Raw genomic sequence first — 16138 nt, 5'->3', positions numbered from 1 at the left:
AGCCCACAAATCGCTCATAGAGCTTTATATGATCGTCAAATAAATCAAATGAAGCAAACTTTTATTCATTCTAACTAAATTTATGTTTGAATTTATTTTTGTTTGTGTTACTATTTTTACAGGCGCTACTTTACATGAGTTATTTTCAAATAAGGAGACCGTGATGAATGATGGAGTCTATTCGTGAGGATTTTGAGTTCTTTAACGATCTGATCAAAGGTATTGCCGCTCAATTCGGGGATCAGTGCGAGGTCGTGCTTCATGATTTGACCGGAGATTACGAAAGCACCATTGTAGCGATTGAGAATGGTCATATAACCGGACGGAAGGTCGGCGACCCTGGTACGAATCTGGGATTGGAAATTTTGCGTGGTAGTCAGGTTAATGGAAATCGCTTCAATTACATTACCCAAACCAAGGATGGCCGCATCCTTCGTTCCACTTCGTTGTACAAGAAAAACAGCAAGGGCGCAACGATCGCAGCCATATGCATCAATTATGATGTGACTGATCTGATGATGGCAAAGCGAACATTGGATTCACTAACGACTGGTGGGCAGCAGGTAGATGTGAAGGAATCGTTCGTCAGCAATGTGAGCGATCTGCTCGAAGCCCTGCTTCAGGAAGCTCAGGAGCAGGTAGGCAAGCCGGTAGCCGCGATGACGAAAGAGGACAAAATGAAGATGATTCAGCTGTTGGACCTGAAAGGTGCTTTCCTGGTAAAAAAGAGCGGCGAGAAAATATGCAGCTACTTGAACATTTCCAAGTACACGCTGTACAGCTATTTGGAAGAAAGCAAAACTCAAACTGAGAGGAATGAGGACCAGGAATGAGCGAAGCAGCAAGCAAGTCGACCGTAAATAAGGAACCACAAACCCCTTTTATCGAAATAGATAAAGCGGCAATGGAGCGTAACATTCACAAGATGGCGGAGGTGGCCCGCAGCAATCAGGTTCAGCTTCGTCCCCACGCCAAAACACATAAATTGCCTTGGGTCGCCCATCAGCAGCTGCAAGCCGGAGCTGTAGGCATTACTGTGGCCAAGGTGTCCGAAGCTGAGGTCATGGCACAGCATGGGATAACGAATATTTTTATCGCTTATCCGCTTGTGACGACTGACAAGCTCGAACGCGCAATCCGACTGAGCCAACAAATCACACTGATTACAGCTGTGGACAGCCTGGAGGGTGCTGAGCGTATGAACGAAGCAGCCGGCCGCAGCGGCCACCAGCTTCAAGTAAGACTGGAGATCGATACCGGTCTGCGTCGAACTGGCGTGCTGTACGATCAGGCACCAGAATTGGCCGCAGGTATCCATGCATTGGAGCACTTGCGGTTGACGGGCATTTATACGTTCCGCGGAGCGATCTACAAGCAGAAGCCAACACTCGATTTGCAAACCGCAGGTGAGGATGAAGGCCACATCATGGCCGATTTGGCTGCGCGGCTGCGCGCGAGTGGCATTCCAATCGTCGATGTGAGTGTAGGCTCAACTCCAACAGGCATGTATGCAGCTGCCGTGGAGGGCGTAACCGAAATCCGACCGGGCACTTATGTGTATCAAGATCGCATGCAGGCCCGTCTGGGTGTGTGCAGCCTGGAGGATTGTGCAGGCAGCGTCTGGGTCACGGTCGTGAGCCGACCGTCAGAAGATCTCGCTGTTGTCGACGGCGGCAGCAAAACGTTTGCCACCGATGTACAGCCGAATGTCGAACCGCTCATGCTCCAGGGCTTCGGCCATATCGATGGTCTGGACGACGCTGTACTGGAACGGCTCTCGGAAGAGCATGGTATGCTGCGGCTTGGCCCGAACGCGCAGAAAGCCAACCTGCAGGTCGGCAGCCGATTGCGGATCATCCCGAACCATATTTGCAGCACGGTTAATCTGCATAACAAAGTGTATTTCAATGACGGCGCTGCATACGAGGAAATGACCGTGCTTGGGCGCGGGATGTTGGAATAACTACCGAATCCGAACAGAAGGAGACGTTTCTATGCTTGATCTCATATTGAAAAACGGTCGCATTGTAGATGGCACGGGCAATCCGTGGTTTTTGGGTGATGTCGGCATTAAGGATGGGCTGATTGCAGCTGTTGGCAAGCTTGATCAGGAAGCACGCAGCACGATCGATGTTCATAGACAGGTCATCTCCCCCGGATTTATTGACGGACACTGCCATTCGGACCTGATGATACTGGACCATCCCCATAGCGAAATTAAAATCCGTCAAGGTGTGACAACAGAGGTCGTGGGTAACTGTGGACTCGCTCCTGCCCCGTTTTTCAAGCAGAATGCCGACCTGCTGCAAAGCTACGTCCAGCCTGTGCTTGGAAAAACCTCATGGGAGTGGCCGTGGGAAACCGTCTCCCAGTACATGGATACGCTCGCGCGTTCCGCTCCCTCCGAGAATATCGCAACTTACGTCGCACATGGAGCATTGCGGATTGCCGTGATGGGTTTCGCCAAACGCGATGCGACATCTCAGGAGCTGCAGCTGATGAAGCAGCTTTTGGAGGAAGGACTTCAAGCTGGTGCTATTGGCTTCTCCATCGGACTGCTCTATGCTCCAGGCAGCTACACCTCAAAGGAGGAGGTCGCCGAGTTATGCTCCATATTGCCTAAGTACAATGGGTTATTCTCGACCCATATTCGCGGTGAAGGCAACAATCTGATCCCATCCGTCAAGGAAGTGATCTGGATAGCCGAGAAAACAGGCGTTGCTCTGCATATCAGTCATTTGAAAGCTGCAGGCAAGCGCAACTGGGGCAAGGTCATGGAAGCGATGGAGCTGATTGAACAGGCCCGTGCCCGCGGACTTGATGTTACCTGCGATGTGTACCCATATAGCGCAGGCTCCACTACCTTAACGACTGTGCTCCCGCCGTGGTCACTCGAAGGCGGCATCAATGGCGTTTTGGAGTTATGCAGAGACTTAAGTATGCGCAAACGTATCCGTGAAGAGCTGGGGCGTGAGCATGAGGATTGGGATAACCTGGTCTGCTCCACCGGCTGGCAAAGCATCTACCTGTCAGCTGTTCATTCCGATAAGAACAAGGCTCTCGAAGGCAAGCATATTGAGGAAATTAGCGAAATCAGAGGGCAGCATCCGGTTGATTGCATGCTTGATTTACTGCTTGAAGAAGACGGACGCATTTCGATTGTGTATTTCCATATGGCTGACGAGGATGTCAAGCAAGTAGTCGGCTATGAGCGGTCGCTTATTGCATCGGATAGCCTGACGTGTGAAACAGGCAAGCCGCATCCGCGACTCTACGGCACTTTCCCAAGGGTATTTGCCAAATATGTACGTGACGAGAAGGTGCTGACTCTTGAGCAGGCAGTACGCAAGCTGACTTCCTTCCCTGTACAGCGTTTCAAGCTCGGTAAGCGTGGCTTGCTCGTCCCAGGTTATGCAGCCGATCTGGCCGTATTCGATCCAGAGACCATCCAGGATCATGCCACCTTTGAGGACCCCAGACAATATCCTCAAGGTATCACTCAGGTTATCGTTAATGGCAAGCCAACCTTTGATCAGGATCAGCATACACACGCAAGAGAAGGTCAATTGATTCGGGCGCAGCACTGCTGCACCCATCACTAATATACATTTATGGAGGTTCATCACAATGGCAAAGATTGAACAAAGACTACTCGAGCTTGGTATCGTACTCCCCCCATCACCTGAACCGCGATTTACTTATGTTCCCTGCGTTCAAACCGGTAATCTGATCTATTTGTCCGGCCAGGATTGCCGCATTAACGGTGAATTGATGTATGAGGGCAAGCTGGGCACGGATCTTACCATAGAACAAGGACAAGAGGCAGCCCGCCAGACGATCATCAACTGTCTAGCTGTAATGAAAGGCTATCTGGGAGATTTGGACCGTGTCGTGAAAATTGTCAAAATGCTGGGCCTTGTCAACAGCGCACCTGGTTTCGCCGATCAGCCTTACGTGATCAACGGTGCGTCTAATTTATTGGTAGACGTGTTTGGTGATAACGGCAGACATGCAAGATCAGCTATTGGAACGAACGAGCTGCCTTTCCACACACCAGTCGAGATCGAGATTATTGCAGAAATACGTGATTAATAGAAGCTAATAGCAAAGAGTAGAGCGCTGTACCACATGCTCTACTCTTGTTTTTATTTACATGTTCATGTTCGTGCTGCACAAATAAAGCAGCGCTATCTGCGCTGCTTTAACATGAGTCTTCCGCTTATTGTTCGTCCAATAGCTGCTTCAAATGATCGATAGATTGAATGGAGCCTGCCTTCTGTTCTTCATTTCCTTCAAATTCGACGGTTAACCAGCCATCATAACCGTTCTCCTTAAGACGACTCAACAGGTGTCGCAAATCCACGCTGCCTTCACCGATAATAGTACCGGCATACTTGTCTCCGGATAAGGAAGCATAGCTTTCGCCCTGAAAGTCTTCTCCAACCTTTATAAAATCCTTGCAATGAACATGCGCAACGACAGATTGAAGCTGTTCAAAAGCATCATTCGGATTCTCGTCAACCAGCATGAAATTCCCCATGTCGAACGTGCTGCGAAGAGCAGAGGAATCCACTTCCCGAATGATCGAACGCACCTGCTCCGATTTTCCTGCGAATAACCCATGGTTTTCCAGACATAAAACGACGTTCTTACTGCTGGCATAGTCGGCCGCTGCTTTCAGTCCCTCGATGATCCAGTGCCTGGCGTCATCGTACGCAACACCCTCCTGCTGATTGCCGGAAAATACCCTGACAACCTTTGCACCAAATCGGGCAGCAATATCGACTGATTCGATGATGTGATTCAATTGCTCCTGACGGTTTGCCGGGTCTGGTAAGGCAAAGTTATTACTGGCCCCAACGCATGCTACTTCCAGTCCTTCCTGCTGCAATGCTTTTTCAACCTGCGAGGTATCCGTTTCCGGGTCCCAAAAACGATGCAGCAGCTCGATCCCGTCCGCCTTCGTCTGTTGACCGACAAAATGAATGAAATCCGCATTTGTCCATGTTTTATCATAAAAATACTTATGGCAGCTCCACACACTCAAGCTCGTTTTCATCTGTATCCTCCATTTGACTCCGTTTATTAAATCCCATACGACCTTGCCATTCTAATCGAAACGAACTTCTTTCCCTGTCTGCGCCGACTCGTAGACCGCACATAAAATTTTCATAATTTCCACACCATCCTCAACGGGGCTGAGAGTCTCATCCGTTCCCAGGCAGCAGCGAACAAAATGATTGATCTCATTCTGGAAGCCGGCAACAAAATCGAACGTAAGCGTGTCAGCCTGAGGCAAAAGATTTAGCATCATGTCATGCTTTTCCGTTGCAATTTGCAGCTCCGGTTCCACCTGTGCCCCGCCCTTGGTTCCGTAGATGCTGATGGTGCCATCATTTTTGATGCCATGCAGGGTAAAGCTGACATCGACCATGATTGATGCACCATTCTCGAAGCAAATGAGCGCATTGGCCAGATCCTCAACATCATTCTGGGTTGCATCATAATCAGCAGCCTGATAAAACGATAGATGCTGTACATTTGCGCGGTTGCCCAGCTTGCGATACGTATTGCCTTTTACCGATTGAACCTTCGGCTTGCCCATCAAGTACCAGCACAAATCGATCACATGCACACCAAGGTCGATTAGTGGTCCGCCGCCGGAGCGCTTGCTGTCAGAGAACCAGCCGCCGGGATTGCCCAGTCTACGCAAATAGCTGGCTTTGGCATAATAGATTTCACCCAAATCTCCAGCATCGATAAAGCGCCGCAGCATTTGTGTCGTATTCCCATATCGTCTGACAAAGCCTACCTGAAACACTTTGCCGCTGCTTTGGACAGCAGACTGAACTTCCAATGCCTGCTCAACCGTTTGACATAGCGGCTTTTCGCAAAGCACATGCTTGCCCGCGTTCACAGCGGCGATACTGAATTCGGCATGCGTATTGTTCCAGGTGCATATACTTACAGCTTCCACCTCGGGATTGGCCAGTAGCTCCTGAACGTTCGAATATACGTGGGGAATCCCGTATTTGTCCGCTTTTTCCTGGGCTCTTTCCACATTCATATCACAAATGGCATAGAGCTCAACGTCCTTATTGTTTGCGTAAGCGTCCATATGCAGGCTTGAGATGCTGCCAGCCCCGATAACACCAATCTTCAACTTTTTCATGAATAAATCCTCCCTATAATTTCTTTAATAGTAAAAATTAAGTATGATGATGTGTTGTTGACTTGAAGGCGTACATGTACATGGTGGCAAATCCGGCTGCACCCAGCAAAGCCATTAAGGTACAAATGCGATACATCGTAGGCGCCCCCAGATCCTGAAACATCCATCCTCCGATAATGCCCGCAATAATGCCTGCCAAGCCTCCCCAGCTTAAAGCATATACAGCCTGCCCGGAAGCCCGAAATTGCTGAGGAATCAAATAAGCCGTTAACTGGGTGCCGACATAATAATAGCCTGCAAAGGTAAGGCAATGAAGCGTTTGCGTGAAAATGATCTGATAGGGCGTTACCGCCATCGACATCAGCAGCCACCGCAGTGCATACAGCAGACTGACGACAATCAGGCAGGCGATCATCGTCTTGTTGTTTCTGCGTAAATAGCGATCAAGCAGCAAATAAACCGGAATTTCAAAGATCGAGGAAAGGAATGCTGACCAGCCAATCAAGGCATTGCTTCCTCCCATATCCGATATATAGATCGATACAAAAATATTATTCATCGAATTGGGAATGGAGATCAGGATTCCGATAATAATCAGAGACAGGAACAGCTTGTTTCCGAGAATTTTGCCGTAGCCGCCAGCGGATATCTTCTTAGCACTAACGGTAGGAACCTGACGAGGAAGCATACAACCGAGCACGATGGAAATCCCGATCATCAAGCCGTACACGATCCAGAACTCCCCGATACCGAGCCATTCGAGAATAGGCCCCGTGACCACCGCCATGATCGCCCATCCTAAGGCCCCCCATAGTCGGAAAGAGCCGAATTTGTGGCCTGTCCGTTCAACGACATCCAGTATTAAGCTATTGCTTTGTGAAAATAATGGAGTTTGGAAAAAAAAGTAAATCAGCATTAACCCATAAATAAAGTAGGTGGAATGGACTGCAAAAACAGCTTGCATGACCAACCCGTTACCTACTAACAGCAGGATCAGAATACGTCTGCCATTTTGCAGCCTATCGCTCCAATAACCCCAAAAAGGATTGGACAGCAGTGAAATGAAGGGACCTCCAGCGAGCAGAAGACCGATCATAAAGTTCGACATCCCTATTGCTTTCAAATATAGTGGGAAAAAAGAGCTGTAAATCGCAATAGCCCCATAAATAAAAAAGTTGAACCCTTTGATGACGCCAAAAGAACGTACGTTCACTGAAGAAGCTTCCGACATCTTAACTGCCACTCCCTGCTTTCCTGCCTGCTAACGCTTACGTACCACCAAGGTTTCGGGAGAGCCTGATGGCGCTTGCGCAAGCTTCCGGTATTGGGTTGGTGTGATTCCTGTGTATGTTTTGAAAATCGAACAAAAATATTTGTATTCACGATATCCGACTTTTTCGGCAATCTCAAATACGCGCTCCTCTGACTCAACGAGGATGGATTTGGCGTGATTGATGCGGACTTCATTCAAATATTCGGCAAATCCTTTGCCAAAATTTTGCTTAAAAATAATACTGAAATAATTCGGCGTGATTTTGAGCCAGGCTGCGACCTCCGAAGCCTTCAAATCCGTGGTGTGTCTGGAATCGATATAGGTGATGACCCGTTCGGTAATCCAGTGATGCTTGCCTTCGAGAGAGGAATGAATAATCGAAAACATCGACCACAGCTCACGACGGAGCAGCGATTCCAAGGCCCGACTGGAGTTGTGCACCAGCAGGTCGATTTCATGGGCATTAAATAAATCGGTATGCCGCGATAAATCTATCCCGTTAGTACGCAGCTTACGCTGCAAAATGATGCTCAATTCCTTGATGGCCTGCAAAATTTCCTTTAGCAGATACCCTTGCTCGCGAAGCTCCTGCATAATCCTTTCGATAACCTCATCCAATTCCTCATAGCTTCCATAAAAAAGCACTTGCATCAGCTGCTTTTCCAGCTCTAAAGGGGCAAATTGCTGAGGTCTCCTCTTCAAAACCTGTTCCTCATCGTAGAATCTGAAGCTTCCGAAGCCCGGAATCGCATCTAGCTGCAATACCGACATCGCTTCGGTATAACTGGCATACAGCTGCTTCAATGAGGTATAACCCGATGAAATTCCAAAATGCAGACGCGGACAATCCGACATCTGGCCTTGTACCTCCGACAAGGCTACAGTCAAATCTACACCACTTACTTGATGCGCCCCCATGCATAACGTTAACAGCAAATTGGGATGATGAAAGAAGGAGATAACCTCCTGATCGCAGCTCTTTAATGCAGCTGCAACCGCTGCCTCCCATTGGCTTCTTGCAGATCGCCGAAGCTCCTCGGAAGCGTGCTCGGCCCAGCCTGCATAATCCGTAATTTGGCTGGCGATAAATCGGAAGGAATGAACATCACGAGATATAAAGGATGGCGTATCCGTATCCTGCTGTATGGTCCCTCCGCCTTGTATGAGCTCGGTGAACCACTTCAACTGGAGCTCCTGCTTTCGCTCATGCGCCTGCTCAGCTTCCAGTACGATTTCCTGACCGATTCTTTGAACCATCGCCATGAGCTCTTCAATGTCGACAGGCTTAAGCAAATAATCCTCGATGCCAAGACGCAGCGCCCGACGTGCATACTCAAAGTCATCATAACCGCTAAGAATAATGATACGGATATGCGGCATCCGTTCCTTGAGTGTTTTGGCCAGCTCGAGTCCGTCCATTCCGTCCATGTTAATGTCCGTCAATACCAAATCAATCGGCTCCTTGGCTGCGAATTGTAAAGCCTCCAGGCCGTCATAGGCTTCCCCCGCTACCTCCACATCGATGGTATCCCAGGCAATGGTCTCTCTCAGCCCTTGACAAATGATCGGCTCGTCATCCACAATCAACATTCTGATAGTCATGCTTCCGCCTCCTGTTCATTCATCCATAGAGGGATTCTTAGCCTTACGCATGCTCCAGCTTCCTGCTGTTGATCAGGCAGCTCGACTCCATATCCACTGCCGTAAACCAGCAAGGTGCGCTCATGAATGTTACAGATTGCATGATCCATCACAGCAGGATCATCGCTTCTTTCAACAAGCGCCTGACGAATCTGTTCCATTTTATCCTTCGTAAACCCGACCCCGGTATCAAGGACTTCCATGATCATATCTTGTCCATCGCGATAGCAGCGTACATGAATCTGGCCACCCCGTCGCCGGAACCCGTGCTTGATGCTGTTTTCTACAAGCGGCTGAATCACCTTTTTCAGCAGGACGGCACCCTCAAGCGACGCTTCCATATAGAGACTGAATTGAAGCTTGCTGCCCATCCGTTTCTGCTGCAAATTCAGATAAGAACGAACAAAATCCATCTCTCCAGCCAATGTGGTAAAACGCTTCTCACTGTTCAGACCCATTCGAAAAAATCGCGATAACGTCTCGATGAGCTGGCTCGTCTCGGGCGCCTTCTCCAGTCTGGCTGTCCAGCGGATCATGTCGAGCGTATTATACAGAAAATGCGGGTCCATCTGACTTTGCAGGATGCGCAGCTCTGATTCCTTTTGCCGAATTTCCAGCTTGTACTTGTTATCGATCAATTCCCTCATCGTGGTTACCATGATATTGAATTGCCTGCCGAGCTCCCCAACCTCATCACGGGATCGAATTTCCACCTGTGCGGAAAAATCGCCCTGCTTCAGACGGTGCGTCTCTTTCCTTAAGGCAAGGATCGGTCGGATAATCGTCAGTTCAAAGCCAATTAAAGCAAACAATCCAAAAACGAGGAAAACGAACAGCAATATTTGCAAGGATGCCTTGATCGCCCTTGTTTTTTCAACAATGGTCTTTTCCTTGATCATCGTTACAATGTTCCAGCCTGTCGCTTTCATTTGTTGGTTGAACACCACGTAGGAAATGCCATTTTCCTTCAACGAAAACACTTTGTTAGCCGGCTTTGCCACCTTTTGCAGCAAGGCTGCATCGGGATAAGGTTGACCTACCAGCGTCGCATCCTGGTGAAGCTGAACAGCACCGTCCGCACGAACAATAAAAATCGAGCCCTGATCCGTAGGAACAGCATTCGATAATAAGTCCGTTATTTCTGATTCATCCAAACGCACGATGACCTCACCCACCGGACGTGAAGGATTTTCAAAGGAGTTAATGACACGAATCATCGAGACGACTCGTTTGCTGCCAGTCCAACCGCTCTCCAGCGGATAGGAATCCGTCCAGACGATACGACCTTTGTTCGCTTTCGCCTGATCAGTCCAATTCGTTTCCAATCCCGTCACAGGCTCACCTATTTGCAGCGCGTTGCCGCCAATCCCCTGTAAGGACATTGATTTAATATATCGTTTTGACATCGTTTGGAAGGCAATAAAGCCTTCAATTGCGGTCCTATCCTTATTGACTTGCTCTCTGTACGCCGGAGTCGCCGGAGTTTCCATGAAATTACGAAAGTTATCCTGATAGATCATATAGTCTGATATATCTTCAACAGCCTTGATTTTTTCAGTCAGATTCAGCTCGATGGTATTCAGGTTCTTTTCCATGGAGTCTATGAATTGCTGCCTTAATATTTCGTCATACCAGCTCAATATCACATAACCTACCAGAATAGAAGGAAGAGTGACCAGCAGCAAAAAGATCGCTACCGACTTCCTTCTTAAGCTGAAATTCCATAATTGCGTTCCGTTAGCTCTCATCTCGATCCTGCTCCCCCTGTCCGCAATACGCTTCCTCTCTACATTAAAGGAAAACCAGGGTTCGATGCTACCTAAATATTAAATCCATGTTATAAATAACCAGTTACGCAGGTAAAACGATCTTTATTGACGATTATCCTTTGACCGCGCCCGCTGTCATGCCTTGTATCAATTGTTTCTCCATCGCCAGGTAAAAGCCGACAAGCGGTACAAGAGCCATCGTTAATGCCGCCATCTGCAGCGTCTGAAAGCGGGTCTCGGTTCCGGCGAAGTTAGCCAATCCCAGAGGCAACGTCTTCAGAGCCGCTTTATTAATCAGAACAAGCGCGAACAAAAATTCATTCCAATTGTAAATAAAGTTAATAATAATGACAGTAGCCAGAGCAGGCCGGGTCATCGGAAGAATGATCGACCAGAATATTCGGTACAGTCCAGCTCCGTCCATAATTGCGGATTCCTCAACATCCTTCGGAAATCCTCTCATGAAGCCTGCGAGAATAAAGATCGTAATCGAGAGATGAAAGGCCGTATAAGGAAGCACCAAAGAAAGGTGGGTGTTCAACAATCCGATTTTTTTCATCACGATAAAGATCGGAACGAGCGTAGCGTGAATCGGAATCGTCATCCCTATAATAAACAACCCGTATAACCATCCGCGCATCCGAAATTCAAATCTCGATAAAAAGTAGGAGGCCAGTGCGCCGAGCAGCACCGTCAGCAAAATAGAAGCTGCTGTCACGAGCACGCTGTTCCAGAAATAAGTACCCAGATGGGCAACCTTCCAGGCGCTCGTGTAATTGCTGAAATTCCAAGTCTTAGGCAGTCCCAAGGGATTCGTTGCAAAGTCTGCCTCAGATTTAAAAGAGCTGACGACCATCCAGACGATCGGGAGTATATTGATGGCGGACAATACTGCCAACAGGATATGAATAATTGTTTTTTTGCCAAGTGATGTTTGCATAGCTACTCGCTCCTCCTTCTGCAGCTTGCCTGGATTAATCGTTTCTACGGGTAATTAATTTGGCTGCATATATAGCAATCAGACTGAATATCAGAATCAGAATGGATACGGCGCTTCCAAGCCCGAAGTACATGTTCGAAAATGCATTGGTATACATATAAATGCTCATGACCTCGGTATTATGCGCAGGCCCTCCAGCCGTCATGACATAGATCAGGTCAAATACCCGGAAGCTATTGCTGATCGAGAAGATGAGCGTTACCCAGATCGTTTCCTTCAGCATCGGGAGCGTAATAAACCACAACCGTGTCCAACCGGTCGCCCCATCCATAACTGCCGCTTCTTTGACCTCTTCCGAAATATTTTGCAAGCCAGCCAAAAAGATAACCATAAAAAACCCGTAGTTCTGCCACAAATAAGTGATACTTACCGATAACATGCCCCAACGCGGGCTGCCCAGCCAGTTTTGCTTCCATGAATCCAGACCCGATGAGCTAAGGATACTATTGAGCAAGCCGGATTCCGTTCCGTACACCATGTTCCATACCAGGGAAACGATAACCGCCGATATAATAACCGGGAGAAATAAGACGGAGCGATATAGCTTGAGACCCCTCAACGACCGATTTAACAGCAGCGCGAAAAACAACCCCACTGGCAATTGTCCCAAAATTCCGCTTATCATCATGTAAATATTATTTTGAAAACCTTTCCAGAATATGCTGTCCTTCAAGGCGGTAACATAATTATCCAAGCCTACAAAAGTCATGGAAGACAAGCCATTCCAATCGAAAAATGAATAGTACAATGACATCGCAACCGGAATCAATGCAATGCCGATATAAATAATCAAGGCGGGCAGCATTCCGACAAATATAGTGATTCCCATCCGCTTCGTTACATTCATATTTAGCCTTCCTTCACTCTGAATTTAATGAGAGGATTACCAGGGACGAAGAGCAAGCTCCCCGTTCCCGGCAGGATGAAACGACAAGGCTTACATCCGAATCGCAAGTGACTGCGAGTTCGCGATAATTTCAGCCGCCGTCGTTTCGCGTCCCAGCGTATCCGAGAGGTAAAGCCCCTCGCTGATCAGCATGGTCGCCAGAGCGATATCAGCCGTCGGCAGCAGCTCTACCCTGCCCTGCAGAGCGGCAATCCAGTGCTGCTGTGACGAATCGTACGCATCCTCATTCTCTCTCATTCTGTGCCAACGGATATCCATCCGGTTTAAATCAATCCTGCTGTCCAGATCCATGTCGGCAACCGTTGTATGAAAGCTGAAGTCAGCCGTTTGTTCGGCTGAATGATAGGACGGAAGGCGAATTCCGCCCTTGGACCCAATAATACTGCTTCCTTCTACGCCACCCAAATGGACGGCCCAGGCTTCAAAAATATCCAATGTAAGTCCGCCCTCGAACGTAACGAAGCCGAGAGCCAATTCTTCCACGTCAAACCCGCTGTCCGCTTGTCGCTGCGGGTCCATTTCCATCTCCTGAATCAGCTTGCCGGTTACTCTTTGAACGGAGGTGACACCGAGCAAGTACAACATTTGCGCAATATGATAGACGCCCATGTCCAGCAGCGCTCCGCCGCCTGCACTTTGTTTTCGCGTGAAATTGGAGGTACCAAAGCCATCGACATAGGGTCTGCCCCGACGTCGAAACCCGGATGAGCGCGCATGAAACAGCTTGCCTAATTGCCCGGCGTCGATCAGTGCCTTCGCAGCCTTCGTTTCTTTTTTATACAGCAGGCCTAACTGGATATGCAGCATTTTTCCGCATTCCCTTGCTGCTTCGAGCATCTTTTGACCGTCATAATAAGATCCGGCTATCGGCTTCTCGCAGTACACATGCTTCCCTGCCTGTAGGGCAGCAATAGTCAAAGGAGCATGAAAATTATTGTGAAGACAGACATCAACCGCATCGATATCATCGCGTGCCAGCAGCTGCTTGTAATCGGTATACACATGGGCAATTCCATACTTCTCTGCGACCTGCAGAGCCTCACGCTCATTAATGTCACAGATGGCAACCACTTCAGCACCCTCGATTCCAGCGTAATTATCCAGATGTGCTTTTCCAATAATCCCAACGCCGATAACGCCAATTCTGATCTTTTTCCGTTCCATTGCTTACGCCTCCAGCTTAGCTTGTTAATCCTGCCGATACGAGCACTCTCTTCATGGAGCCGAGCGCCCACCCGAGCTCCGTATAAGGGTTCTGTGGAGCATTGTACTCCACAGCCCAATATCCGGTATAGCCGAGGTTGTTCAGAAGCTTGACCGTTTCTTCCGCTCTTGCCGAACCCACTGTACGTGCATCAAAGTGAGTATGGTTTACCCACGGAGCGACCATCAGATCGCCCTGCTGGTTCCCATCTTCCCAGCGTCCAATATGAAGCAAGATGCCGTAGCCCGGATGGTCTATCTCTTCGGCAATCAGCTTCATCCAGTAAGGATTCAATGAAGCTCCTGTGTGATTCTCAGGACCTACCGTGAATCCGTAGTCGGAAGCAATCTGTGCATATTCCCGAAAACGCCCGACTGTATAATCAAACCGCTCCTCTGTCATGGCGCCCGGGCCCCGGCTTGTATCAATACGGACCGACTTCGCTCCCAGAATATGTGCTGCACGCAGATGCAGCAGCGCATTTTGATGCAATTGTTCTCTGACATCAGGATCGGGGTCCCATAAGTGGGCCCGGTCCACAGCCAAATTGGCAACCGTCAGCTGTTTCTCATCCAGCGCTTTTCTTATTTTTCTCAGATAATCTTCGTCTGCCAAAGTCCAAATAGGAACATTGCGGTCACAGAAAAAACCATTCCACAAATCTACTGCATCCAATCCATAACGGAATTTGACGGTTTCGAGATATCCGAAGATGTCCATTTCACCTTCGCTTAACAGCTGATAGAAGGAAAATCCCCCGATTGAGGCTTTCACTGCTATTCCTCCCTACCCTCATCATGATTCTTAAAGAAGCTGTGCAAGTACTCCCCTATTCACCACGAGCATTTACTTTTTTATTTTTTCAATTGCAGCCTGCATATCCTGAGCAACCTGCTCTGGTGTCTTTTGCCCCATCGTAATGGCTTGCAGGCCATTCTCGATAACATCCTTAACAGGTGCAGGCATCACACTGTCAAATACAAGCGCATCGCCGTTTTTCGTCAGCTCCAGCATTTCCTTCAGGTACTTGCTGGTATCTGCAGGCATATCAACTTTGGCCGGAACCACAATTCCTTTGCTCATCAATTCTTGATACAGCTCAGGTGCGTAGAAATATTTCAGGAATTTGAAAGCAGCTTCCTTCTTGGCTCCTTTTAATTCTTTACTGAGCCCGATTCCATATTGAACGACGCCTGCGCTTTTGCCTGCTGTTCCTTTTCCGCCATCAATAGTTGGGAAGAGTGCAACACCTATATTGTCTCCGCCTTCAGGATTGCTGACACGGAATTTGGTATCAATGGTTGAGCTTGTCATGGTGATCGCGGCTTTCTTTTGCAGGAAGTAATCCTGCTGCTGCACTTCATCCATCGTGTTCAAATCGGCGTTGAACGCTTCCAGCTTGTTCAGTTCGTCAAAGACAGCGAGCGATTTAATAAAATCGGGATCTGTAAATTTGGCTTGGCCCTGCTTCACCTTGGTGAGGAATTCCGTTCCTGCAATCCGATCCTCAACAGTCGAGAGAACGGTCGATTGCAATGGCCATCTGTTCTTATTACCGATGCCAATCGGTACCACACCGGATGCTTTCAGCTTTTTCACTAAATCAAGTAATTCCGTATAGGTTTTCGGGAATTGATTGTAGCCAACCTTGGCAAGCATATCCTTATGGTAATAAACAATATCAACAAAGGTCATTTTCGTCGGAATCGCATACTGTTTACCGTCTACGTTATAGCCAGCCAATGCCTGAGCGGGTAAAATGTTTTTCCAGGTATCCATAATCTCATCCAGAGGCATAAGCACCTTGGCATCGATGTATGGGTCCATTTCTATTCCTGGAAATAAGATAAACATATCCGGCATGCTGTTGCCTGCTGCTTCCGTACGCAGCTTGGTTCGATATTGGGCCGAGGGGATATCCTGCGCCTCAATCTTGATATCCGGATTCGCAGCCATAAACTTCTGGATCCGTTCCTTGTACAGCTGGTTGTCAGCATTCGGGCTTGACCAGTTGTACTCCATCGTAAGGGTCACATTTTCCTTTACTGCAGTCCCGGGAGTTGGGGTTGCTTCTTTGGTGTCAGCATTCCCACAAGCTGTAGCAGTAACAAGAGCGGCAGAGGCAACGACTAGTAATGATTTTTGGATGAAAGCATTTTTCATATAATCCCC

14 protein-coding genes are annotated in these 16138 nt (G+C 48.3%); 4 read left to right on the top strand and 10 right to left on the bottom strand.

Annotated elements, in window-relative coordinates; all coding sequences use genetic code 11:
• Positions 1 to 170: 170 nt before the first annotated feature.
• The 4 genes from BK127_RS07240 to BK127_RS07225 are packed head-to-tail and all read left to right on the top strand — an operon-like array spanning position 171 to position 4092.
• The gene (locus BK127_RS07240; RefSeq protein ID WP_076229622.1) at positions 171 to 833 is read left to right on the top strand and encodes a helix-turn-helix transcriptional regulator; all 663 of its coding nucleotides are present in this window, start codon (positions 171 to 173) and stop codon (positions 831 to 833) included.
• Positions 830 to 1963 (top strand): alanine racemase, encoded by a 1134-nt coding sequence (locus BK127_RS07235; protein ID WP_076229360.1) that lies wholly within the window; start codon positions 830 to 832, stop codon positions 1961 to 1963. Before BK127_RS07240 ends, BK127_RS07235 begins: the two co-directional genes overlap by 4 nt.
• Before the next feature lie 31 nt (positions 1964 to 1994).
• Complete coding sequence (locus tag BK127_RS07230) at positions 1995 to 3602, top strand: N-acyl-D-amino-acid deacylase family protein (RefSeq protein ID WP_076229359.1); 1608 nt, start codon at positions 1995 to 1997, stop codon at positions 3600 to 3602.
• Between the two features lie 25 nt (positions 3603 to 3627).
• Positions 3628 to 4092, top strand: coding sequence for a RidA family protein (locus tag BK127_RS07225; RefSeq protein WP_076229358.1), 465 nt, complete (start codon positions 3628 to 3630; stop codon positions 4090 to 4092).
• Positions 4093 to 4219: 127 nt separating this feature from the next.
• Here the strand turns inward: BK127_RS07225 and BK127_RS07220 are convergent, their stop codons facing one another.
• The 10 genes from BK127_RS07220 to BK127_RS07175 form a co-directional block, all read right to left on the bottom strand.
• Positions 4220 to 5059 (bottom strand): sugar phosphate isomerase/epimerase family protein, encoded by an 840-nt coding sequence (locus BK127_RS07220; RefSeq protein WP_076229357.1) that lies wholly within the window; start codon positions 5057 to 5059, stop codon positions 4220 to 4222.
• 51 nt (positions 5060 to 5110) lie between these two features.
• On the bottom strand, positions 5111 to 6172 hold the full coding sequence (locus BK127_RS07215) for a Gfo/Idh/MocA family protein (protein WP_076229356.1): 1062 nt from the start codon (positions 6170 to 6172) through the stop codon (positions 5111 to 5113).
• Positions 6173 to 6209: 37 nt separating this feature from the next.
• On the bottom strand, positions 6210 to 7415 hold the full coding sequence (locus BK127_RS07210) for an MFS transporter (protein ID WP_256711211.1): 1206 nt from the start codon (positions 7413 to 7415) through the stop codon (positions 6210 to 6212).
• A gap of 18 nt (positions 7416 to 7433) precedes the next feature.
• A complete protein-coding gene (locus tag BK127_RS07205; RefSeq protein WP_076229354.1) occupies positions 7434 to 9047 on the bottom strand; it encodes a response regulator in 1614 nt (537 codons plus the stop codon).
• Positions 9044 to 10834, bottom strand: coding sequence for a sensor histidine kinase (locus BK127_RS07200; RefSeq protein WP_076229353.1), 1791 nt, complete (start codon positions 10832 to 10834; stop codon positions 9044 to 9046). The genes BK127_RS07205 and BK127_RS07200 overlap by 4 nt, the downstream gene beginning before the upstream one ends.
• Before the next feature lie 133 nt (positions 10835 to 10967).
• Positions 10968 to 11795, bottom strand: coding sequence for a carbohydrate ABC transporter permease (locus BK127_RS07195; protein WP_076229352.1), 828 nt, complete (start codon positions 11793 to 11795; stop codon positions 10968 to 10970).
• Between the two features lie 34 nt (positions 11796 to 11829).
• Positions 11830 to 12702: a carbohydrate ABC transporter permease gene (locus tag BK127_RS07190; protein WP_076229351.1), complete on the bottom strand. Its 873-nt coding sequence runs from the start codon at positions 12700 to 12702 to the stop codon at positions 11830 to 11832.
• Between the two features lie 90 nt (positions 12703 to 12792).
• The gene (locus tag BK127_RS07185) at positions 12793 to 13926 is read right to left on the bottom strand and encodes a Gfo/Idh/MocA family protein (RefSeq protein ID WP_076229350.1); all 1134 of its coding nucleotides are present in this window, start codon (positions 13924 to 13926) and stop codon (positions 12793 to 12795) included.
• 16 nt (positions 13927 to 13942) lie between these two features.
• Positions 13943 to 14740, bottom strand: a complete 798-nt coding sequence (locus tag BK127_RS07180; RefSeq protein WP_076229349.1) for a sugar phosphate isomerase/epimerase family protein — start codon at positions 14738 to 14740, stop codon at positions 13943 to 13945.
• Between the two features lie 72 nt (positions 14741 to 14812).
• Positions 14813 to 16129 (bottom strand): extracellular solute-binding protein, encoded by a 1317-nt coding sequence (locus BK127_RS07175; protein WP_076229348.1) that lies wholly within the window; start codon positions 16127 to 16129, stop codon positions 14813 to 14815.
• Between the last annotated feature and the right edge of the window lie 9 nt (positions 16130 to 16138).

This window comes from Paenibacillus sp. FSL H7-0331 (assembly GCF_001956045.1).
Note: the sequence above shows the minus strand (reverse complement) of the source record. Positions and strands in the feature narration are given on the sequence as shown.

Coding starts and splice junctions, on each gene's coding strand:
- BK127_RS07240 (WP_076229622.1), top strand. CDS start 171: ATGGAGTCTATTCGTGAGGATTTTGAGTTCTTTAACGATCTGATCAAA.
- BK127_RS07235 (WP_076229360.1), top strand. CDS start 830: ATGAGCGAAGCAGCAAGCAAGTCGACCGTAAATAAGGAACCACAAACC.
- BK127_RS07230 (WP_076229359.1), top strand. CDS start 1,995: ATGCTTGATCTCATATTGAAAAACGGTCGCATTGTAGATGGCACGGGC.
- BK127_RS07225 (WP_076229358.1), top strand. CDS start 3,628: ATGGCAAAGATTGAACAAAGACTACTCGAGCTTGGTATCGTACTCCCC.
- BK127_RS07220 (WP_076229357.1), bottom strand. CDS start 5,059: ATGAAAACGAGCTTGAGTGTGTGGAGCTGCCATAAGTATTTTTATGAT.
- BK127_RS07215 (WP_076229356.1), bottom strand. CDS start 6,172: ATGAAAAAGTTGAAGATTGGTGTTATCGGGGCTGGCAGCATCTCAAGC.
- BK127_RS07205 (WP_076229354.1), bottom strand. CDS start 9,047: ATGACTATCAGAATGTTGATTGTGGATGACGAGCCGATCATTTGTCAA.
- BK127_RS07200 (WP_076229353.1), bottom strand. CDS start 10,834: ATGAGAGCTAACGGAACGCAATTATGGAATTTCAGCTTAAGAAGGAAG.
- BK127_RS07195 (WP_076229352.1), bottom strand. CDS start 11,795: ATGCAAACATCACTTGGCAAAAAAACAATTATTCATATCCTGTTGGCA.
- BK127_RS07190 (WP_076229351.1), bottom strand. CDS start 12,702: ATGAATGTAACGAAGCGGATGGGAATCACTATATTTGTCGGAATGCTG.
- BK127_RS07185 (WP_076229350.1), bottom strand. CDS start 13,926: ATGGAACGGAAAAAGATCAGAATTGGCGTTATCGGCGTTGGGATTATT.
- BK127_RS07175 (WP_076229348.1), bottom strand. CDS start 16,129: ATGAAAAATGCTTTCATCCAAAAATCATTACTAGTCGTTGCCTCTGCC.